This is a genomic window from Alloyangia pacifica (assembly GCF_900116195.1).
In the GTDB taxonomy this organism is placed as follows: Bacteria; Pseudomonadota; Alphaproteobacteria; order Rhodobacterales; family Rhodobacteraceae; genus Salipiger; species Salipiger pacificus.
On the sequence record NZ_FOZW01000006.1, the window covers coordinates 1 to 18,144 of the forward strand.

Sequence of the window (18,144 nt, forward strand, 5' to 3'; positions counted from 1 at the left end):
AGCACAAGGTCAACCAGTTCTACACCGCCCCCACCGCGATCCGCGCGCTGATGGGCCAGGGCGACAGCTATGTGGACGGCTGCGATCTGTCGTCGCTGAAGCTCTTGGGCACCGTCGGCGAGCCGATCAACCCCGAGGCCTGGAACTGGTACAACGACAAGATCGGCAAGGGAAACTGCCCGATCGTCGACACCTGGTGGCAGACCGAGACCGGCGGCCACCTGATGACCCCGCTGCCGGGCGCCCATGCCACCAAGCCGGGCGCGGCGATGAAACCCTTCTTCGGCATCGTGCCGGTGGTGCTCGAGCCGACCTCGGGTGTCGAGATCTCCGAACGGCCGACCGAGGGCGTGCTGGCGATCAAGGACAGCTGGCCGGGCCAGATGCGCACCGTCTGGGGCGATCACGAGCGCTTCGAGCAGACCTACTTCCAGCAGTACAAGGGCTATTACTTCTCCGGCGACGGCTGCCGCGCCGACGAGGAGGGCGACTACTGGATCACCGGCCGCGTCGATGACGTGATCAACGTCTCGGGCCACCGCATGGGCACCGCCGAGGTGGAAAGCGCGCTCGTCGCCCACGCCAAGGTCGCCGAGGCCGCCGTCGTCGGCTACCCGCATGCGGTCAAGGGCCAGGGCATCTACTGCTACGTCACGCTGATGAACGACGTCGAGCCGTCGGAGGACCTGAAGAAGGAACTCCGCACCTGGGTCCGCACCGAGATCGGCCCGATCGCCTCGCCCGACCTCATCCAATGGGCCCCCGGCCTGCCGAAGACCCGCTCCGGCAAGATCATGCGCCGCATCCTGCGCAAGATCGCCGAGAACGACTACGGCGCCCTCGGAGACACCTCCACCCTCGCCGACCCCTCCGTCGTCGACGACCTCATCGAAAACCGCGCAAACAAGGGGTGAGCCGCAGGGCCGCCGCCTGGAAGGGCCCCTGCGGGGGCCCTCTTCATGCCGAGCGCCTTGATAAGCGGTCAACCGGTTTACCCGAAAATGGGAACAATCCGAGCGATCCCGCTGCCGCCGCCGCCAGCTTGTGCTACGCTCAATCCCGTGGGGCCGATAGCAGACGGAGCATTTCGATGCAGTTGACAGGTGTTCCCCAAGTGGTGGCACCTCTGGCCACCGGGCACCCCCTCGGCTTGCCCGGCGCCCCGGTCAGGACGGCCGAGGAGACCAAGGTGCAACCGGTCAAGGAGCAATCCACGACCGACACGGACCATGCCGCGGACCATGCCACGGACCACGGCACCGAGGGGCAGCCGCCCGCCGGTTTCTGGCGCAGCCTCACCGGCCTGCCCGACCCGGCAAACCACGTGGCGCCGCCCTCGATCATGCAGATCCGCATCTCGGCGCTGCTGGAAGAACAGGCCGAGGCGCTGCTGAAGGAGTTGCGCGACAAGGCCATCGCGCGCATGGCCGCCAGCATCCCGCCCCCTGAGAACCGGCCGCCGGAGACCCCGCCCCTGCGGGCCCCTACCGGCTCCGATGCGGCTCGTTCGACCGAGGATGCCGGCGCTGCGGTTTCGGGCAGCGGGCCGACAACCGAGGACCCGGAGCGCACCGCGACCGGGGCCCTGACCAAGGGGCAATCTCCCGAGGGTGCGGCCCGGGGCGTTTCGCCCCCCGCGCAGGCTCGCGGCGGCACCGAGGCGCTTCCATCGGGGTCGACGCGCCGTGATCCGCAGCCGGTCGGCCACCATCGTACCGAGCCCGAGATGCCCGCCACCGGCTTGGCAGAACGCGGTTATGGTGCTGATTCGACCTCCGATAGCCATTCCTTCGAGACCCATCCAGAGGGTTGAGATCACCCCGAAACCCGCCCTCGGTCTGAACCGTTGCAGGGCCCAAGCCGGCTTGCCGTGAGGCAGGGAGCGCGCCGAGACGGCGCCTTCTGCCCTGCAAAACGCCTCTCCTTGTGCTGTCTCCCCGGCGTTGCGGTCCGATCCCGGGCCGAAACGCCACGATTTGCGACCCTCTCCCGTCCGATTTCCCGCACCGCCTCGCTTTTCATGCGCCAAAGCTTGTCCTATAAGCGCGAAATCATCAGGCCCTGCACAGACCGGGCCCAGCATAACACCGGCGAGGACCGCATGAGCAAAGACAACCACGAAGCCGACGTGGCCTTCATCAAGGCACTGGCTGAACTGCTCCGTGAAAACGACCTGACCGAACTGCAGGTCAAGCGTGAATACGGCGAAGAGGACAGCCTCAATGTCCGCGTGAGCCGCGTGCAGCCGCAGGCTCCGGTGGCCGCCACCGTCGCAGCGGCACCGGCCGCAGCCCCCGCCGCCGCACCGGTCGCAGCCGCCCCCGCAGCAGAGCTGCCCGAGGATCCGGCCGCGCACCCCGGCGCCGTCACCTCGCCGATGGTCGGCACCGTCTACATGCAGCCCGAGCCCGGCGCCCCGTCGTTCATCTCGGTCGGCGCGCAGGTCAAGGAAGGCGACACGCTGGTCATCGTCGAGGCGATGAAGACCATGAACCACATCCCCGCCCCGCGCGCGGGCACGGTGAAGCGTATCCTCGTCGAGGACGGCGCTCCGGTCGAATACGGCGCCCCGCTGGTCATCCTCGAGTAAGAGGCAGCCATGTTCGACAAAATCCTCATCGCGAACCGTGGCGAGATCGCGCTCCGCGTGATCCGCGCCTGCCGCGAGATGGGCATCGCCTCGGTGGCGGTCCACTCGACGGCGGACGCCGACGCCATGCACGTGCGCATGGCAGACGAGACGATCTGCATCGGCCCGGCACCGTCCACCGACAGCTACCTCTCGCCGGCCGCCATCATCTCGGCCTGCGAAGTCACCGGCGCCCAGGCGATCCACCCGGGCTATGGCTTCCTGTCCGAGAACGCGCGCTTCGTGCAGATGGTCGAGGACCACGGCCTCACCTTCATCGGCCCGACCGCCGAGCACATCCGCGTCATGGGTGACAAGATCACCGCCAAGGACACGATGAAGGCGCTCGGCGTGCCCTGCGTGCCGGGCTCCGATGGCGGCGTGCCCGACCTCGAGACCGCAAAGCAGGTCGGCCGCGACATCGGCTACCCGGTGATCATCAAGGCCACCGCCGGCGGCGGCGGACGCGGCATGAAGGTCGCGAACTCCGAGGCCGAGATGGAGCGCGCCTTCCAGACCGCCCGCGCCGAAGGCAAGGCCGCCTTCGGCAACGACGAGGTCTACATCGAGAAGTACCTGCAGCGCCCGCGCCACATCGAGATCCAGGTCTTCGGTGACGGCAAGGGCAAGGCGGTCCACCTCGGCGAGCGCGACTGCTCGCTGCAGCGCCGTCACCAAAAGGTCTTCGAAGAGGCCCCCGGCCCCTGCATTACCCCCGAGGAGCGCGCGCGCATCGGCAAGGTCTGCGCGGATGCCGTGGCCAAGATCAACTACACCGGCGCAGGCACCATCGAGTTCCTCTACGAGGACGGCGAGTTCTACTTCATCGAGATGAACACCCGCCTGCAGGTGGAGCACCCGGTGACCGAGGCGATCTTCGGCGTGGACCTCGTGCGCGAGCAGATCCGCGTGGCCTCGGGCATGGACCTGTCCTTCGGGCAGGACGAGCTCGAGATCAACGGCCATGCCATCGAGGTGCGGATCAACGCCGAGCGTCTGCCGACCTTCGCGCCCTGCCCCGGCAAGATCACCCAGTACCATGCCCCGGGCGGTCTGGGTGTGCGGATGGACAGCGCGCTCTATCAGGGCTACTCGATCCCGCCCTATTACGACAGCCTGATCGGCAAGCTGATCGTGCACGGGCGCGACCGCAACGAAGCGCTGTCGCGGCTCGACCGCGCGCTCGGCGAGCTGATCGTCGACGGCGTCGACACCACGCTGCCGCTCTTCTCCGCGCTGCTGCAGGAGAAGGACATCCAGACCGGCAACTACTCGATCCACTGGCTCGAGAAATGGCTGGCCAGCAAGCTCGCCGACGCCTGATCCGCGCGTGAGCAGAGCGGAGCGATCCCTTGTTGCGGCCCCTTCCCGATCCCGGGGAGGGGCCGCATGACTCTCAGCCCCGAGCTGCTGCTGCAGGCCTACCGCGCCGGCATCTTCCCCATGGCCGAGCACCGCGACGACCCCGAGCTCTTCTGGGTCGATCCGCGCCGCCGGGGCGTTATCCCGATGCAGGGATTCCGCATCTCGCGCAGCCTCGCGCGCAGGCTGCGCAGGGACGATTACGAGGTCACCTTCGACCGCGATTTCGAGGGGGTCATCGACGCCTGCGCCGACCGCCGCGAGACCTGGATCAACTCCGAGATCCGCGCGCTCTTCACCGAGCTGCACCGACGCGGCCATGCCCATTCCATCGAGGTCTGGATGGAAGATGAGCTGGTCGGCGGCGTCTACGGCCTCGAGGTCGGCGGCGCCTTCTGCGGCGAGTCGATGTTCTCGCGCCGCCGTGACGGCTCGAAGATCGCACTGGCCTGGCTGATCGACCTGCTGCGCCGTGCCGGGTTCATCCTCTTCGACACGCAGTTCCTGACCGAACACCTGGCGTCGCTGGGCGCCATAGAGATCCCGCGCCACCAATACCGGGCGCAGCTTGCCACGGCGCTTCTCGTCAAGCCGACGCTTGCCGATACGCCGCTGGCGGCCTCAGGTCAGGAGGTGGTGCAGCGCAGCACCCAGACGTCGTAGCGTTGGTGGTCCATCGGGTTGAGCGCCGGCGACGAGGCGATCATCCATCCCCGGAACACCGGATCCGGTTTGCCTGCCTCGCGGATGGTCAGGAAGGCAAAGGCGTCGCCGGCCCGGTTGCCCTCGGGATAGCGGCAATCCTCAAGCGCGATGTCGATCCGACCGAACTCGACGCTGCCGCCCGAGGCGATCTCGAGGTCGGTGACCCGGCCGGTCAGCTTGTCGAGCCCGCGCAGCGTCGCGCCGGTGCCCTCCTCGGTGGTTTCCTGTGCACCTGCGGCCGTAGCCACCAGCATCAGGAGTCCTGCCAGAGCACGTTTCATTCGCTGCCTCCTGCGACGTATTTCAAGAGCAGGGACATCAGGCTGACCGAGCCCTGCGTGTCCAGCACCTCATCGCCCGCGCCGTAGTAGAAGGGCGAGCCACCGGGGCTGATTTCGACGAAGTTGCCACCGAGCAGTCCCTCCGAGGCGATCACGATCGAGCTGTCGTCGGGCAGCTGCACATCATTCATCATCCGAAGCGTCATGTCGGCGCGGTAGGTTTCCGGGTTCAGGCGGATATCGCTGACCGAACCCACCTTTACCCCCGCGAGCCGCACGTCGCTGCCCACCGAGATGCCCTCGAGCGAGCGGAAGCTGGCGCTCAGCGGGTAGCCCCGGTCCGCCCCCATGGCAAAGCCGGTGGCGCTGACCGCATAGGCGCCAAAGGCGATGGCACCGGCCAGCACCAGCCCGCCGACGATCACCTCTGTGGCAGAATGCGACATGGGGTTGGTCCCGGCCCTTATTCGGGGCTCCAGGCCTCGTAGTCGCGGCGCGGGGCCGGTTCGGGGCGGCGGATAGAGCCCTTGGGCGCATAGGCCAGGGCGGTGCCGGTCAGGTTCTCGACATGCGGCTTTTCCCAGGCCTTGTGGGCGAAGGGACGCTCGGTGGGCGGCAGGTCGAAGGTGTGGTGCAGCCAGCCGTGCCAGTCGGGGCTGACGCGGGTCGCCTCGGCCTCGCCGTTGTACATGACCCAGCGGCGCTTGCCGTCCTTGGTCTGGTAGAAGACGTTGCCCTGCTCGTCCTCGCCGACGCGTTGGCCCTTGCGGGACGTGTAGAGCTGGGTGTTCAGCGTTGCCCCGTTCCACCAGGTGACGGCCCGCAGCAGCGTGTTGAGAATGCCCATGGACGACTCCTCGCTTAATCCTGTCCCGTGTATGACCAAATCCGCCGCCGAGGTCCAGCGGCGTCGCGCGGCACCCCCGTCAGGCGGGGGCCAGTGTGGTCAGTTCGATTTCGATCCGGAATTTCGGGTCGATCAAGGCGGTCTCGATCATCGTCGCGACGGGAGGGTTTTCACCGAAAGCCTCGCGCAGCAACGGCCAGCAGGGTTCGAATTCGGCGGCATCGGGCAGGTAGTAGGTCACCCGCACCGCATCGGCAAAGCTCGCCCCGGCCTCGGCCAGTGCCTTTTCGATGGTGGCCAACGCCGAGCGGCACTGTTCGACCACCGTTTCGCCCTGCCCCACGGTGCCCGCGACATGCACGAAGCCGCCCGCCACCACGGCGCGGCAGTAGCCGATCTTTGCCTCGAATTCGCCGCCTGAGGAAATGCGCTTGATGGTCATTGTCTGTCAGCCCTCGTGCCGGATGCGGGCGGCGACACGGCCATCCGCGGAAAAGATGTGAAGCTCCTCGCCGGACGCGCTGCGCATGTACCAGTTGCCCGGCGTGTCCAGCGCATCCTGCAGCTCGCCGGCGAGACCGGCCTGCCACTCGCGCCGGCACTCGGCCAGCGCATCCGCCGGAAGCGTGCCGAAGACACGCTCGGGCGTCTGCCGCCAGTCCCCGCCGAAGCGCTCCCACGAGACGGTGCCAAGCGCCGAAGTGGGCGGCGTGCGGGCAATCCCAGGGCCGGTGCGGATGATCGCGTAGGTACAGCCAGGGACGCCATGCCCCGCGGTCTTGCTGGCGAGAACAGTCTCGATCGGGAGGAGGTCGCCAAAGACCCTTTGTGCGTAGGCTTCTGCACCCGCGGGCGCGTCGGCCCCGCGCAACATCGTCGCGCTGTTTGTTCTGGACGGTCCCTCGCGCTCGTGCCGCATCAGCCCGTCATGCGGCGCGGGAAGCCCGCGGACCTCCAGGTCACGACCCTGGAAATAGGCGAACCAGGCCCAACCCCCCAAAAAGAAAATGCCTGCCACGACGGCAAGCATCTTCAAAGCATTCTGTACAAGCTGAGCCAGAATCCACGTCATATACTCATACCAGAAAGTCACTCACCACACTCGTGTCAGCCGGCAGATGCAGGCTCCTTCTTCGGATCCGCATAGATCAGCAGCGGCTTGGCGTCGGCGTTCACCGATTCCTCGTTGACCACAACTTCGGTCACATCTGCCATGCCCGGCAGCTCGAACATGGTGTCGAGCAGGATACCCTCGAGGATCGAGCGCAGGCCGCGCGCACCGGTCTTGCGCGCAATCGCCTTCTTCGCGATGGCCGAGAGCGCATCGTCGGTGAAGGTCAGCGTGGTGTCCTCCATCTCGAAGAGGCGCTGGTACTGCTTGACCAGGGCGTTCTTCGGCTGGGTGAGGATGGTCACCAGCGCGTCCTCGTCCAGGTCCTCGAGCGTCGCGATCACCGGCAGACGGCCGACGAATTCCGGGATCAGGCCGAACTTCAGCAGGTCCTCGGGCTCGAGTTCCTTGAAGATCTCGCCGGTGCCGCGCTGATCGGGGTCACGCACATCGGCACCGAAGCCCATGGCAGAGCCCTTGCCGCGCTGCGCGATGATCCGGTCGAGACCGGCAAAGGCGCCGCCGCAGATGAACAGGATGTTCGTGGTGTCCACCTGCAGGAATTCCTGCTGCGGATGCTTGCGCCCGCCCTGCGGCGGAACCGAGGCCACGGTGCCTTCCATCAGCTTCAGCAGAGCCTGCTGCACGCCCTCGCCCGACACGTCGCGGGTGATCGAGGGGTTCTCGGACTTGCGGGTGATCTTGTCGACCTCGTCGATGTAGACGATGCCGCGCTGCGCGCGTTCGACGTTGTACTCGCTCGCCTGAAGCAGCTTCAGGATGATGTTCTCGACATCCTCGCCCACGTAGCCCGCTTCGGTCAGCGTGGTCGCATCGGCCATAGTGAAGGGCACGTCAAGAATGCGCGCCAGCGTCTGAGCCAGCAGCGTCTTGCCGCAGCCGGTCGGGCCGATCAGCAGGATGTTGGATTTCGCCAGCTCGATGTCACCGCTCTTCTGCGAGTGGTTGAGCCGCTTGTAGTGGTTGTGCACCGCCACCGAGAGCACGCGCTTGGCCTTCATCTGGCCGATCACGTAGTCATCAAGCACGTCGCAGATCTCGCGCGGCGTGGGCACACCGTCGGAGGACTTCAGGCCAGCGCCCTTGGTCTCTTCGCGGATGATATCCATGCAGAGCTCGACGCATTCGTCGCAGATGAAGACGGTCGGTCCCGCGATCAGCTTGCGGACCTCATGCTGGCTCTTGCCGCAGAAGCTGCAATACAGGGTGTTTTTGCTGTCGCCGCCGGAGTTCGTCGCCATGTCACACCTTTCCAGGCCTTGTGTTCGAATTGGTCGGGGCCGTTGCCCCGACGAGGCCTATCGTCTCTGCCAAGTCCGGAAAGTCTAGGACAGGCCTTTCCGGTCCACAATGTCAAAATTGCCGCGCGCGCCTCGGCGCGCGGCAAGGACGCGGGGTCAAGCCTCTTCGGTGCCGCCGCGCTTCTCGACGATCTCGTCGATGAGACCCCATGCCTTCGCATCCTCGGGCGACATGAAGTTGTCGCGCTCGAGCGCCTTCTCGACTTCCTCGAGGGTGCGGCCGCAATGCTTCACGTAGATCTCGTTGAGGCGCTTCTTCAGCTTCAGCGTCTCTTCGGCGTGAATCATGATGTCGGTCGCCTGACCCTGGTAGCCACCCGAGGGCTGGTGGACCATGACGCGGCTGTTGGGCAGCGAGAAGCGCATGCCCGGCTCACCGGCGGCGAGCAGCAGCGAGCCCATCGAGGCCGCCTGGCCGATCACCAGGGTCGAGACCTTCGGCTTGATGTACTGCATCGTGTCGTAGATCGACAGGCCCGAGGTCACAACACCGCCCGGGCTGTTGATGTACATCGAGATTTCCTTGCTCGGGTTCTCTGCCTCGAGGTGCAGCAGCTGCGCCACGATCAGCGAGGACATCCCGTCATGCACCGGGCCCGAGAGGAAGATGATGCGCTCTTTCAGCAGGCGCGAGAAAATGTCGTAAGCCCGCTCGCCGCGGCTGGTCTGCTCGACGACCATGGGGACGAGGGTGTTCATGTACGTTTCAAAAGGGTCTTTCATCTTCGCCTGCCTGCTGTGTCTTGTCCAAATGGTGCCTAGCGCGCGCGCGTTAAACGAGTCTTAGTGTCGGGTCTGAGGGGCTGCAAGGGCTGCCGCGCCGATTCCGCCGCTCAGGCATCGCCCCAGTCCTGCGGTGATGCGCAACTGTGCCGGCTGCATTCCAGCTCGAGCGTCACCTGCCGCAGGCCGAAGCGGCTCTGCATCTCTTCTTTCACCGCGCGCTTGATGCCGTCGGCTCGGGCCCAGGCCCCTTCGTCCACGACGAGATGCGCCTGCAGCGCGGCAGTATGTTCGTCGACCTGCCAGAGGTGCGCCTTGTGCAGCCCGGCCACGCCCTCGATCGCCTGCGCCGCCTCCAGCACCTGCGCCGGCACCACGTCCGGCGGACTGCCAAGCATCAGGACGCGGATCACCCCGCCGACCTCGGCGAAGGCCATCCACAGGATGTATCCGGCGATCAGCAGCGTCACCAGCGGGTCGACCCATGTCCAGCCGAAGAGCAGGATCAGCGTCCCCGCGAGGATCACCGCCAGCGAGCCCATGGCATCCGCCACGTTGTGCAGGAAGGCGGCGCGGATGTTCTGGCTGTCTTTCGACATCGAGTAGGTCAGCAGCGCGGTCACCACGTCGATCACCAGCGCGACCCCGGCGATGATCACGATCATCCATCCCTCGACCGGTTCGGGAGAGAGGAAGCGCAGGATCGCCTCGATCATCAGGTAGACGCCGATGACGATCAGCGTGGTGTAGTTGATCAGCGCCGCCACCGTCTCGGCCCGGGCATAGCCGAAGGGCATATCCGCATTGGCCGGGCGGCGCGCGATCTTGCGCGCCAGCGCCGCGATGATCAGCGAGATCGCATCCGAGAAATTGTGCAACGCATCGGCGATCATCGCGAGGCTGCCCGAGAGGATGCCGCCCACGACCTGTGCGACGGTGAGCAGAATGTTTACGCCGACCGCCAGCGCCATGCGAAAATCGCCGGCCTCGGGGTCCACGTGATGATGGTGGTGATGGTGGTGGTGACTCATGCGGGCATCAGGCGCTCGTACGCCGGGAAGGTCAATAGGGGCAACTGGATAAGCGCCGCGCCGTGCCAAGCGGCAGGCAAGCAGGTCATCGCTTCAGCCAAATCGGAAGGAGGGAACGCGCCGTCAGAGAACTGCGTCGGAGTGATCCGGCGCCGGCGTGCTGCGGGTGATCTCGTAACCCGGCGTCTCGGCCTGATCGTTCTCGGGAAAGAACCCGAGCGCCGCCGAGAGCGACAGAAGGGCAGCGATACAGAGTATCCAGTGGCGGAAATTCATCGGGGCGTCCTTCTTGGTGCCTGTTGCTTCGGGGCGCTGGCCTTTCATATGGGGCGCGATCTGGCGCAAACCACCGTGGCGCCGGAAAACGGCGGAAACATGCCGCTCACATTCCTGCGAGCAGGCAGTTCTGGGACAATTTGATGCTTTTGCTTCGGATTTCGCCGCCCAAAGCGGGCGGGCAGCGCGGGACCGCGGTTCAGCTCTGCGGCGCGCGCGACCCAAGCTCTTCGGAGGCGCAGCAGGTAGCTATAGGGATCGGCTATGACGGAGTGCCAGTTGCCGGCTTCCTCGGCGCCGATCCGTTTCCATTTCTCCTCGACATCGACGAACAGCGGGCATCTGGGCCAGCGCCCCGACCGAAGGCGTAGCCTTCGGGCAAGGCGTCGAAGGTCCGCCCCGGCTTCAGCTCATCTCGCGCAGGCGCGCGACGTAGCGGGCCATGGTGTCGATCTCGAGGTTGACCTTGTCGCCGAGCTTCACGCCGCCCCAAGTGGTCACTTCCTTCGTGTGCGGGATGAAGTTGATGCCGAACACAGTGCCCTGCACTTCGTTGACCGTCAGCGAGGTGCCGTTCAATGCCACCGAGCCCTTGGGGGCGATGAATTTCGCCAGCTCGTCCGGAGCGCGCAGCTGCACGCGGGTGCTGTCGCCCTCGTCCTGGATCGACACCACCTCGGCCAGACCGTCCACATGGCCCGACACGATGTGCCCGCCCAGTTCGTCACCGACTTTCAGTGCGCGCTCGAGGTTGACGCGCTTGCCCGCCTCCCAGCTGCCGAGGTTGGTCTTCGACAGGGTCTCGGCGCTGATCTGCACGTCGAACCAGTCGTCACCGAGCGTGACGACGGTGAGGCAGACGCCGTCGCAGGCGATGGAGGCACCGATCTCGATGCCCGCGGTATCATAGGCGGTGCCGATGCGTGCGGTCAGATCGCCCGCCTGTTCGAGCGCCCGGATTTCCCCCATGTCGGTCACGATGCCGGTGAACATCTGCATATCCTCTCGCTGGCCCGAAACGCCACGGCGCGCTGCCGCGCTGGCCAAGGGCCTTATTTTGGTCAAATACTGCCGCTAGGGAGAGCCACCGCGCCAATGGGCCGGACGCCAACCCCTTACGAGTAGGCCGATCCTTAACGAGTGCCCATGTCCAAGGCAACCGCAGAGCATACAGCCGCGCCGCCGCGCCGCGTCTTCCTCTTCCTGCAGGGGCCGCACGGGCCGTTTTTCCATCGTCTCGGCGCCATGCTGCGCCGCACCGGTGCCGCGGTCTGGCGGGTCGGCTTCAACGCCGGAGACCGCGCTTTCTGGTTCCACGGCGAGAGCTACTTGCCCTTCACCGATGCGCCCGAGGACTGGCCGGCGCATCTCGCGGCGCTGCTGGACGAAAAACGGGTGACCGACCTCGTGCTCTACGGCGACACCCGCAGCATCCATGCAGAGGCGGTGGCCGAGGCGCGGCGGCGCGGATTGCGCATCCATGTCTTCGAGGAAGGCTACATGCGCCCTTACTGGGTCACCTACGAGCGCGGCGGTGCCAACGGCCATTCACGTCTGATGGAGATGGGTGTGGGCGACATGCGCGACGCGCTGGAACGCTCGGATATGGAAGCCCCCCTGCCGCCGGGTCATTGGGGCGACATGCGCCAGCACATCTTTTACGGCGCGCTCTACCATTGGTTCGTGATGTTCCGGAACGGCGACTACGCGGGCTTCCGCGCCCACCGCGACCTTCCGGTGGCGCGCGAGTTCCAGCTCTACTTGAAACGACTGCTGCTGATGCCGCTGACCCGGCTCGAGCGCGCCCTCGAAACCCTGCGCATCCGGCGCGGCGGCTACCCCTATCACCTCGTGCTGCTGCAGCTCGAACATGATTCCAGTTTCCGCCAGCATTCGCCCTTCGACAGCATGGCCGACTTCGTCGATCTGGTACTCGAAGGCTTCGCCAAGGGGGCGCCGGGACACCATCACCTCGTGTTCAAGGCCCACCCGCTGGAAAACGGCCAGGTGCCGCTGCGCCGGATGATCGCCACCTCGGCGCGTCGGCTCGGTATCGCGGACCGGGTGCATTTCGTCCCCGGGGGCAAGCTGGCAAAGCTGCTCGACGATGCGCGCAGCGCGGTGACGGTGAATTCCACGGCCGGCCAGCAGGTGCTCTGGCGCGGCATTCCGCTCAGGACCTTCGGCCGCGCGGTCTATGCCAAACCCGAGTTCGTCTCGGACCAGCCGCTGCCCGAGTTCTTTGCCCAGCCGACCCGCCCCGACAGCCGCGCCTACAAGGACTACCGGCGTTATCTGCTTGAAACCAGCCAGATTCCGGGGGGCTTCTACGCCTCGCGCGGGCGCAGACAACTTCTGCGGCAGGTGGTCGATATGATGCTATCGCCACACGATCCTTACGACGCCCTGCGCAACGGCACCGCGGCTCCGCGGCAACAGTTGCGACTGGTCCGCTGACGCCGCGCAAAGGCCGGACTCGCTTTTGGAACCGGTTTTCCGTACCTTACGCAAAAAACCTGAGGCAGATAAGAACAGGTCGAGGAGACCGAGCCGTGAAACAGTCCCGCTCCCGATGGGCGAAATCCGCCGCCCTTCTGGCCGCAGTGTCGATTCTGGCATCCTGCGCCTTGCCGCGCGTCGGTCCCAACAAGGGTGAAATCTACGCCGGTTCCGTGCAGCGCGAAGGCGACGCCTTCATCGTGTCGGTGAACGACCGGGTGACCCGCGCCACCGCCGTCGTGCCCGCGCTCGGCTTTTCCGATCAGTTCCAGGGCGCCGGCCTCGTCGGCTCCGACACCATCCAGCCCGGCGACACGCTCGGCCTGACGATCTGGGAAAACGTCGACGACGGGCTGCTGGCCGCTGCCGAGACCAATGCCACCGCGCTCGAAGAGGTGCAGGTGGATGGCTCGGGCTTCATCTTCGTGCCCTACGCGGGCCGCATCAAGGCTTCGGGCAACTCGCCCGAGACCGTGCGCCGGATCATCACCGACAAGCTGCAGGACCAGACCCCCGACCCGCAGGTCGAGGTACGCCGCCTTGCCGGTGACGGCTCGACCGTGAGCCTCGTCGGCGCCGTAGGCGGCCAGGGCGTCTACGCCATCGAGCGTCCGACCCGCACGCTGTCGTCCATGCTCGCCCGCGCCGGCGGCATCACCATCGAGCCCGAGATCGCCCAGATCACCGTTCTGCGCGGCGGCAACCAGGGCAAGATCTGGTTCCAGGACCTCTACAAGAACCCGCGCTACGACATCGCCCTGCGCGGCGGCGACCGCATCCTCGTCGAGGAGGACACCCGCGCCTTCACCGCGCTCGGCGCCACCGGCACGCAGGCCCGCGTACCCTTCGAGACGCAGACGCTCTCCGCCGTCGAGGCCATCGCGCAGGTTGGCGGGCTTGTGCCCTCGGCCTCGGACCCGACCGGTGTCTTCATCTTCCGCAACGAGCCCGCAGACATCGCCAACCAGGTGCTCGGCCGCAGCGATCTGATCGGCGCGCAGCGCATGGTCTACGTGCTCGACCTGACCAAGCCCAACGGCATGTTCATGGCACGCGACTTCGTGGTGCGCGACCAGGACACGCTCTACGTCACCGAGGCACCCTACGCGCAGTGGAGCAAGGCGATCACCTCGCTGACCGGCACGCTGACTGCCATCGCCACCGTCTCGACCGTCCGCGACGCGGTGACCAACTGACCCGGATAAGCGCCCTGAATAATCATAACGAGGGACAGGGCAGCGCCGGGGGAGAAATCCCCCGGCGTCTCTATGTCTACACCGGCGGTTTCCTGACCCAGCCGCGACTGCGGCGGATGCTCTCGCTGGCGGGCTGGAAAATCTCGCTCGGGCGCCCCTCGGCGGGGGATCACATCGGCGTCTGGGGCCAGTCGCCCTATGCCGCCCGCGGCGAGGCAATGGCGGCGCGCTCCGGCGCGTCCCTGCTGCGGATCGAGGATGCCTTCCTGCGCTCGCTGCACCCCGGCCGCAAGGGCGAGCCGCCGCTCGGCCTGCTGATCGACCGCAGCGGCGTGCATTTCGACGCCTCCGCGCCCTCCGATCTGGAGACCCTTCTCGCGACCCATCCGCTCGATGATCACGCGCTGCTGCAACGCGCCCGTGGCGGCATCGCCCGGATGCGCGAGGCGCATCTGACCAAATACACCGGCTTCGACCCCGCGCACCCCGTGCCCGTGCCCGGCTACGTGCTGGTCATCGACCAGACCCAGGGCGACGCCTCGGTCCGTGCCTCGGGCGGCGACCGCAACCGGTTTCTGGAAATGCTCTACTGGGCGCAGGAGGAAAACCCCGGCGCGCGCATCGTCATCAAGACCCACCCCGAGACCGCGCAGGGCCTGCGGACCGGGCATTTCACGTCCGAGGACGCACAGGGACGGATCAGCCTCTGCACCGACCCCGTCTCACCCTGGGCGCTGCTCGAGGGGGCCGTTGCCGTCTACACGCTCAGCTCGCAGCTGGGCTTCGAGGCGATCCTCGCCGGACACCGCGCCCGGGTCTTCGGCACGCCCTTTTACGCCGGATGGGGGCTGACGCAGGACGAGATGCCGCTGCCTCGCCGCGGCCGCAGCCTGACCCGCGCGCAGCTCTTCGCCGCGGCAATGATCCTCTACCCCACGTGGTACGACCCCTGCTGCGACGCACTCTGTCCCTTCGAGGACGCGCTCGGCGCGCTGGAAGCGCAGACCCGCGCGTGGCGCGAGGATCATCTCGGCTGGGTCGCCTCGGGCATGCGGCTGTGGAAGCGGGGAGCCTTGCAAGGCTTCTTCGGCGGACAGACAGGGATGATCTTTGCCGAGGGTGCCGTCGCCGGGCAAAAGGCCGAGCAATCGAGCCGCCGCCATATGGCCTGGGCCGGGAAGGCCGAAGGCGAAATCGTGCGGGTCGAGGATGGCTTTCTGCGCTCACGCGGGCTCGGGGCCGAGCTGGTGCCGCCGCTGTCGCTGGTGCTCGACGATCTCGGCATCTACTACGACCCCACCCGCCCCTCGCGACTCGAACGGATCATCGCCGCGACGCCCGAGTTGCGCCCCGACCAGCAGGAGCGCACCCAGCGACTCATGGAACGGCTGACCGGAGCGGGGCTGACGAAGTACAACCTCGGCGCTCCACCGCCCTCACTGCCCGAAGGGCACCGCATTCTCGTGGTCGGTCAGGTCGAGGACGACACCTCGATCCGCCTCGGCAGCCCCGACATGCAAAGCAACGCCGCCCTGCTCGCGCGCGCGCGGGCCGAGAACCCGGACGCCATCCTGCTGTGGAAGCCGCACCCCGACGTCAGCGCCGGGCTGCGCAAGGGGGCGGTCGAGGGGCCCGAACAATGGGCCGATCTCACCGTCGAGGGAGCCGACATGGGCGCGCTGCTGCGCGACGTGCAGGAGGTCTGGACGATGACCTCGCTCACCGGCTTCGAGGCACTGTTGCGGGGCGTTCAGGTCACCACGCTCGGCGCGCCCTTCTACGCGGGCTGGGGCCTCACGCGCGATCTCGGGCCGGTCCCGGCGCGCCGCCTCGCAGGTCAACGGCCGACGCTCGAGGCCCTTGTGCACGCAACGCTCATTGCCTACCCGCGCTACCGTGATCCGGTGAGCGGCCTGCCCTGCACGGTGGAGACTGTCGCCGACCGGCTGGAACGCGGCACGATCCCTCATCCCGGCGTTCGCAACCGGCTGCTGTCGAAACTGCAGGGGCTGTTCGCCTCACAGGCCCATCTCTGGCGCTGAGAAATCCTCAGCGCCGCGCGCGCATCGCCCCGAGGCTCGCCGTCACCGCGAAGATCAGCGTCGCCGCGCAGACCATGCTCGGCCCCGCCGGCGTGTCGAAGATCAGCGCCCCTTCCAGCCCGGCCAGCGCCGAGATCCCGCCGATGCCCGCCGCCAGCAGCGCCATTGCCTCGGGCGTGCGGGCGAAGGGCCGTGCCGCCGCCGCCGGGATCAGCAGCATCGCCCCGATCAGCAGCACGCCCACCACCTTGATCGCCACCGCCACGGTCAGCGCAAGCGCCACCGTCAGCACCCGGCTTTCCAGCCGCGGATCGATGCCGCTGGCATGGGCAAGATCGGGCGAGAGCGTCGCGGTCAGCAACGCCTGCCAGCGCCAGATCAGCAGCCCTAGCACCAGCGCCGCCCCGCCCCAGATCACCGCAAGATCGCTCTTTGTCACCGCGAGAATGTCCCCGAAGAGATAGGCCGAGAGATCGAGCCGTGCGCCGGGCACGAAGGTGATCGCCACGAGGCCGATCGCCAGCGCGCCATGGGCCAGCACCCCGAGCACCGTGTCGATGCCGAGGCCGCGCTCGCTCAATGCGCCGACCAGCACCGCCATGACCAGCGCCACGAAGAGCGTGCCGGCAAAGACCGGCAGCGACAGCGCAAGCGACAGCGCCACGCCGAGGATCGCCGCATGGGCGGTGGCATCGCCGAAATTGGCCATGCGCCGCCACGACACGAAGCAGCCGAGCGGTGCCGCGGCCAGCGCGAGGCCGAGCCCCGCCAGCGCCGCGCGTACAAGGAAATCATCCAGCATCAGTGCCCGTGTCCCGCGTGATCGTGGTGGTGGTCATGGGCATGATCATGTCCACGTTCGTGGGCATGGTCGTGCGTATGGGTATGCTCGTGCCGGTAGAGCGCCAGTGCGCCATGGGTTCCGGTGCCAAAGAGCGCCCGGTATTCCGCCGCCTGTGCCACCGTTTCTGGGTGGCCCTGGCAGCAGACGTGGCCATTGAGACAAACCACCCGGTCGGACGCGCTCATCACCACGTGCAACTCGTGGCTGACCATGACCACCGCGCAGCCGAGCCGCGCGCGGATCTGCTCGATCTGCCGGTAGAAGGCCGCCGAGCCCGGCTGGTCGAGCCCTTGCGTCGGCTCGTCGAGCAGCAGCACCTCGGGCTTGCCGAGGATGGCCCGCGCCAGCAGCACGCGCTGGAACTGGCCGCCCGAAAGCCCCGACATGGGCCGGCCTTCCAGTGCCCCCGCCCCGGCCTCTTCCAGCGCCGCGCGTCCCTCGGCACGGCTGATCCGGTGCGGCAGCGACAGGAAGCGCGCCACGGTCAGCGGCAGGGTCGCGTCGATCTGCAGTTTCTGCGGCACGTAACCAAGCCGAAGCCCGGGCTTGCGCGTCACCTTGCCCGCCTGCGGCTTCACCGCGCCGATCAGCGTGCGCAGCAGCGTCGACTTGCCCGAACCGTTCGGCCCGACGATGGTGACGATCTCTCCGGGGTCGACGTGGAAATCCACCCCTTGCAATACCGGGTGTTCGCCGAGGCTGACCCGCAGCCCCTGCGCCTCTATCAGTTTCATGCGGCGGCCCCGCGGCACTGCGGGCAGAGTCCCTCGGCCTCGACCACCATGCGTTCCAGCGCGAAATCCAGCTCCTCGGCCGCGGCCTTCACCGCCGCGCCGATGGCCTGCGAGGGCATTTCGGCCACGAGCCCGCAGGCGCTGCACAGCAGGAAGGCAGGCTTGTGCCGCTCGCCGGGATGGGCACAGGCGACAAAGGCGTTGAGACGCTCGATCTTGTGCGCGAAGCCGTTGCTGACGAGGAAATCCAGGGCCCGGTAGACCGTCGGCGGCTGCGCCGGCTGGCCATCGTCGCGCATCGCGTCGAGCAGCTCGTAGGCCCCCATGGCCTTGTGCTTGCGCAGCAGCAGCTCGAGCACACGGCGCCGCTGCTTGGTCAGCGACAGCCCTTCGCGGGCGCAGGTGTCCTCTGCCGCCTGGAGGGCGTGATCGCGGCAATGCGCGTGGTCGTGCTTGGTGAAGCCGAGAGGATCGCTGTGCTCTGTCATGTCGCCTGCCCTGATGCCTGACATCTCGGTCCCGTGATCCGGACCGCGGTAGAT

The 18,144-nt window shown here is 67.2% G+C and carries 21 protein-coding genes; 8 read left to right on the forward strand and 13 right to left on the reverse strand.

All coding sequences use genetic code 11. From position 1 onward, the window contains the following. The 5 genes from BM397_RS13230 to aat all read left to right on the forward strand — a co-directional run. On the forward strand, nucleotides 1–914 hold a 914-nt coding region (locus BM397_RS13230), incomplete at its 5' end, for an AMP-binding enzyme (protein ID WP_143187064.1). 275 nt (nucleotides 915–1,189) lie between these two features. Next, nucleotides 1,190–1,813: a hypothetical protein gene (locus BM397_RS13235; RefSeq protein ID WP_092425472.1), complete on the forward strand. Its 624-nt coding sequence runs from the start codon at nucleotides 1,190–1,192 to the stop codon at nucleotides 1,811–1,813. A 288-nt stretch (nucleotides 1,814–2,101) separates the two neighbouring features. Further along, nucleotides 2,102–2,590: an acetyl-CoA carboxylase biotin carboxyl carrier protein gene (gene accB / locus BM397_RS13240; RefSeq protein WP_092425470.1), complete on the forward strand. Its 489-nt coding sequence runs from the start codon at nucleotides 2,102–2,104 to the stop codon at nucleotides 2,588–2,590. Nucleotides 2,591–2,599: 9 nt separating this feature from the next. Beyond that, a complete protein-coding gene (accC, locus tag BM397_RS13245) occupies nucleotides 2,600–3,952 on the forward strand; it encodes an acetyl-CoA carboxylase biotin carboxylase subunit (RefSeq protein WP_092425467.1) in 1,353 nt (450 codons plus the stop codon). Nucleotides 3,953–4,018: 66 nt separating this feature from the next. Further along, entirely contained in the window at nucleotides 4,019–4,654 is a 636-nt protein-coding gene (gene aat / locus BM397_RS13250; protein ID WP_092425464.1) for a leucyl/phenylalanyl-tRNA--protein transferase, read from the forward strand. Here the strand turns inward: aat and BM397_RS13255 are convergent. The 10 genes from BM397_RS13255 to BM397_RS13295 form a co-directional block, all read right to left on the reverse strand. Then, nucleotides 4,618–4,977: a DUF2155 domain-containing protein gene (locus tag BM397_RS13255; RefSeq protein ID WP_092425461.1), complete on the reverse strand. Its 360-nt coding sequence runs from the start codon at nucleotides 4,975–4,977 to the stop codon at nucleotides 4,618–4,620. The genes aat and BM397_RS13255 overlap by 37 nt on opposite strands. Then, a complete protein-coding gene (gene mlaD, locus BM397_RS13260) occupies nucleotides 4,974–5,423 on the reverse strand; it encodes an outer membrane lipid asymmetry maintenance protein MlaD (protein WP_092425459.1) in 450 nt (149 codons plus the stop codon). Before mlaD ends, BM397_RS13255 begins: the two co-directional genes overlap by 4 nt. A 17-nt stretch (nucleotides 5,424–5,440) precedes the next feature. Continuing rightward, a complete protein-coding gene (locus BM397_RS13265) occupies nucleotides 5,441–5,824 on the reverse strand; it encodes an NADH:ubiquinone oxidoreductase subunit NDUFA12 (RefSeq protein WP_092425457.1) in 384 nt (127 codons plus the stop codon). 79 nt (nucleotides 5,825–5,903) lie between these two features. After that, nucleotides 5,904–6,266: a RidA family protein gene (locus BM397_RS13270; protein WP_092425454.1), complete on the reverse strand. Its 363-nt coding sequence runs from the start codon at nucleotides 6,264–6,266 to the stop codon at nucleotides 5,904–5,906. 6 nt (nucleotides 6,267–6,272) lie between these two features. Further along, nucleotides 6,273–6,842: a hypothetical protein gene (locus tag BM397_RS13275; RefSeq protein WP_143187065.1), complete on the reverse strand. Its 570-nt coding sequence runs from the start codon at nucleotides 6,840–6,842 to the stop codon at nucleotides 6,273–6,275. 89 nt (nucleotides 6,843–6,931) lie between these two features. Continuing rightward, nucleotides 6,932–8,197 (reverse strand): ATP-dependent Clp protease ATP-binding subunit ClpX, encoded by a 1,266-nt coding sequence (clpX, locus tag BM397_RS13280; protein ID WP_092425448.1) that lies wholly within the window; start codon nucleotides 8,195–8,197, stop codon nucleotides 6,932–6,934. A 156-nt stretch (nucleotides 8,198–8,353) separates the two neighbouring features. Beyond that, complete coding sequence (locus BM397_RS13285; RefSeq protein WP_092425445.1) at nucleotides 8,354–8,980, reverse strand: ATP-dependent Clp protease proteolytic subunit; 627 nt, start codon at nucleotides 8,978–8,980, stop codon at nucleotides 8,354–8,356. A gap of 110 nt (nucleotides 8,981–9,090) precedes the next feature. After that, a complete protein-coding gene (locus BM397_RS13290) occupies nucleotides 9,091–10,011 on the reverse strand; it encodes a cation diffusion facilitator family transporter (protein ID WP_092425443.1) in 921 nt (306 codons plus the stop codon). A gap of 123 nt (nucleotides 10,012–10,134) precedes the next feature. Then, on the reverse strand, nucleotides 10,135–10,287 hold the full coding sequence (locus tag BM397_RS29330; protein ID WP_176806672.1) for a hypothetical protein: 153 nt from the start codon (nucleotides 10,285–10,287) through the stop codon (nucleotides 10,135–10,137). Between the two features lie 405 nt (nucleotides 10,288–10,692). Next, nucleotides 10,693–11,280, reverse strand: coding sequence for a riboflavin synthase (locus BM397_RS13295; RefSeq protein ID WP_092425437.1), 588 nt, complete (start codon nucleotides 11,278–11,280; stop codon nucleotides 10,693–10,695). A gap of 153 nt (nucleotides 11,281–11,433) precedes the next feature. Between BM397_RS13295 and BM397_RS13300 the strand changes: the two genes are divergently transcribed. From BM397_RS13300 to BM397_RS13310, 3 genes are all read left to right on the forward strand, one after another. Continuing rightward, nucleotides 11,434–12,744 carry a capsule polysaccharide biogenesis protein gene (locus BM397_RS13300; RefSeq protein WP_092425435.1) on the forward strand — a complete coding sequence of 437 codons (1,311 nt, stop codon included), beginning with the start codon at nucleotides 11,434–11,436 and terminating at the stop codon, nucleotides 12,742–12,744. A gap of 95 nt (nucleotides 12,745–12,839) precedes the next feature. Then, nucleotides 12,840–13,982, forward strand: coding sequence for a polysaccharide biosynthesis/export family protein (locus tag BM397_RS13305; RefSeq protein ID WP_092425433.1), 1,143 nt, complete (start codon nucleotides 12,840–12,842; stop codon nucleotides 13,980–13,982). Nucleotides 13,983–14,098: 116 nt separating this feature from the next. Beyond that, entirely contained in the window at nucleotides 14,099–16,024 is a 1,926-nt protein-coding gene (locus BM397_RS13310) for a capsule polysaccharide biogenesis protein (protein WP_092425431.1), read from the forward strand. A gap of 7 nt (nucleotides 16,025–16,031) precedes the next feature. On the opposite strand, the gene BM397_RS13315 is transcribed toward BM397_RS13310, so the two are convergent. From BM397_RS13315 to BM397_RS13325, 3 genes are read right to left on the reverse strand one after another with little or no spacing between them, the layout of a single operon-like run. After that, on the reverse strand, nucleotides 16,032–16,826 hold the full coding sequence (locus BM397_RS13315) for a metal ABC transporter permease (protein ID WP_092425428.1): 795 nt from the start codon (nucleotides 16,824–16,826) through the stop codon (nucleotides 16,032–16,034). Further along, nucleotides 16,826–17,602, reverse strand: a complete 777-nt coding sequence (locus tag BM397_RS13320) for an ATP-binding cassette domain-containing protein (RefSeq protein WP_092425539.1) — start codon at nucleotides 17,600–17,602, stop codon at nucleotides 16,826–16,828. The genes BM397_RS13315 and BM397_RS13320 overlap by 1 nt, the downstream gene beginning before the upstream one ends. Further along, on the reverse strand, nucleotides 17,599–18,090 hold the full coding sequence (locus BM397_RS13325) for a transcriptional repressor (protein ID WP_092425425.1): 492 nt from the start codon (nucleotides 18,088–18,090) through the stop codon (nucleotides 17,599–17,601). The genes BM397_RS13320 and BM397_RS13325 overlap by 4 nt, the downstream gene beginning before the upstream one ends. Between the last annotated feature and the right edge of the window lie 54 nt (nucleotides 18,091–18,144).

Bases quoted from the DNA above. Each gene is read 5' to 3' on its own strand.
- accB (WP_092425470.1), top strand. From the start codon at position 2,102: ATGAGCAAAGACAACCACGAAGCCGACGTGGCCTTCATCAAGGCACTG.
- accC (WP_092425467.1), top strand. From the start codon at position 2,600: ATGTTCGACAAAATCCTCATCGCGAACCGTGGCGAGATCGCGCTCCGC.
- aat (WP_092425464.1), top strand. From the start codon at position 4,019: ATGACTCTCAGCCCCGAGCTGCTGCTGCAGGCCTACCGCGCCGGCATC.
- BM397_RS13255 (WP_092425461.1), bottom strand. From the start codon at position 4,977: ATGAAACGTGCTCTGGCAGGACTCCTGATGCTGGTGGCTACGGCCGCA.
- mlaD (WP_092425459.1), bottom strand. From the start codon at position 5,423: ATGTCGCATTCTGCCACAGAGGTGATCGTCGGCGGGCTGGTGCTGGCC.
- BM397_RS13265 (WP_092425457.1), bottom strand. From the start codon at position 5,824: ATGGGCATTCTCAACACGCTGCTGCGGGCCGTCACCTGGTGGAACGGG.
- BM397_RS13270 (WP_092425454.1), bottom strand. From the start codon at position 6,266: ATGACCATCAAGCGCATTTCCTCAGGCGGCGAATTCGAGGCAAAGATC.
- clpX (WP_092425448.1), bottom strand. From the start codon at position 8,197: ATGGCGACGAACTCCGGCGGCGACAGCAAAAACACCCTGTATTGCAGC.
- BM397_RS13285 (WP_092425445.1), bottom strand. From the start codon at position 8,980: ATGAAAGACCCTTTTGAAACGTACATGAACACCCTCGTCCCCATGGTC.
- BM397_RS13290 (WP_092425443.1), bottom strand. From the start codon at position 10,011: ATGAGTCACCACCACCATCACCACCATCATCACGTGGACCCCGAGGCC.
- BM397_RS29330 (WP_176806672.1), bottom strand. From the start codon at position 10,287: ATGAATTTCCGCCACTGGATACTCTGTATCGCTGCCCTTCTGTCGCTC.
- BM397_RS13295 (WP_092425437.1), bottom strand. From the start codon at position 11,280: ATGTTCACCGGCATCGTGACCGACATGGGGGAAATCCGGGCGCTCGAA.
- BM397_RS13300 (WP_092425435.1), top strand. From the start codon at position 11,434: ATGTCCAAGGCAACCGCAGAGCATACAGCCGCGCCGCCGCGCCGCGTC.
- BM397_RS13310 (WP_092425431.1), top strand. From the start codon at position 14,099: ATGCTCTCGCTGGCGGGCTGGAAAATCTCGCTCGGGCGCCCCTCGGCG.
- BM397_RS13315 (WP_092425428.1), bottom strand. From the start codon at position 16,826: ATGCTGGATGATTTCCTTGTACGCGCGGCGCTGGCGGGGCTCGGCCTC.
- BM397_RS13320 (WP_092425539.1), bottom strand. From the start codon at position 17,602: ATGAAACTGATAGAGGCGCAGGGGCTGCGGGTCAGCCTCGGCGAACAC.
- BM397_RS13325 (WP_092425425.1), bottom strand. From the start codon at position 18,090: ATGACAGAGCACAGCGATCCTCTCGGCTTCACCAAGCACGACCACGCG.